The following is a 1,424-nucleotide window of genomic DNA, read 5'->3' on the forward strand; positions in this document are numbered from 1 at the left end:
TTTTAGCTAGATCGCCGAGAAGCCTCACGCCATAATCTGTGATTTGGCGACCAGATGAATCGGCGGCCAATTGAATGGGTTCGATGCCGATTCAATTTGCATGATATCTCAGCAAAAACCTTCGCCCTAGTTGAAAAACTTGTATTATGATATTGCAATAACCCCAGAAAATTTCCACCATGCGCACTGCCTACCAATATAAATTCAGGCCCAAAAAGAACAAATAGCCACTATTCAATTGTGGTTGGAATTGTTGCGTCGGCAGTACAACTATCGGTTGGGTGAAAGGTTTTCATGGTGGTCAGAAAACCGTTGTCCAGTTAACGCTTGCCCCTTAGTGATGCCAATTCCTCAACTAAGAGATAATCCAGATTATTACTCTCAAAAAAAAGATTTGGTCAATACTAAAGACAAGTTTCCTGAATACAAGCTAATTCATTCTCAGGTATGCCAGGATTGCATTAAACGGGTAAAACTAGCTTTTGATAGGTGGTTCAAAGCAGATAAAAACGGGCAGCGATTAGGCAAACCAAGGTTTAAAGGAAAAGGTCGTTATCGCAGTTTTACTTATCCTCAAATCAAACTTAACTGCATTGAAGGAAATCAAATTAATTTGCCCAAAATAGGAAAAGTAAAGTTAATTCAGCATCGTCCAATACCAGAAGGATTTATAATTAAAACAGTAACAATTAGCCGTAAAGCAGATGGTTATTATGTAACTTTATCCCTAGAAGACAAATCAGTTCCAGCTTTAACAACTAAAGTTGAACCTACATTAAAAAACACTCTGGGAATTGATATGGGACTGAAGGAATTCTTAGTAACAAGTGAAGGAGAATCTGTCCCCATACCCCAATACTATCGAAAATCTCAGCAGCGATTAAAGACTCTACAGAAACGTTTATCTCGTAAAAAGAAAGGTAGTAAAAGATGGTTAAAAGCTCTTCTATCTGTAGCCAAACAACATAAAAAGGTCGCTGATCGACGTAAAGATTTCCACTTTAAAACAGCCAATGAATTGTTATCAAAAGCAGAAGTTATCGCCCATGAAAACTTAAATATCAAAGGGCTAGCAAAGAGCCGTTTGAGTAAATCAATTAACGATGCAGGATGGGGACAATTCCTATCTATTTTAACTGTCAAAGCTGAAAATGCTGGACAGAAAACCATAGGAGTGAACCCAAAAAATACCAGCCAAGATTGCTCAAATTGTGGAAAAAAAGTCGATAAAGAATTAAACATACGAACTCATTCTTGTCCGCATTGCGGTATTGCGATCGATCGTGATGTGAATGCAGCAATAAATATCAAAAATAGGGCGGTAGGGCATTCCGTCCTTAAAGCTCGTGGAGTCCGACGGGGTACCGGGACTGCGAAACGAGAAGCCCACACTATACCGCAAGGTTAGTGTGGGAGTATGTCAC

Annotated in this window: 1 protein-coding gene; it reads left to right on the forward strand. The window is 39.2% G+C overall.

Translation table 11 applies throughout. From position 1 onward, the window contains the following. The first annotated feature begins 238 nt into the window (after positions 1 to 238). Positions 239 to 1,408 (forward strand): transposase, encoded by a 1,170-nt coding sequence (locus tag F6K13_RS33135; protein WP_240038963.1) that lies wholly within the window; start codon positions 239 to 241, stop codon positions 1,406 to 1,408. The last annotated feature ends 16 nt before the right edge of the window (positions 1,409 to 1,424 follow it).

The sequence above is a fragment of the Okeania sp. SIO2B9 genome (genome assembly GCF_010672505.1).
Classification (GTDB): Bacteria; Cyanobacteriota; Cyanobacteriia; order Cyanobacteriales; family Microcoleaceae; genus Okeania; species Okeania hirsuta.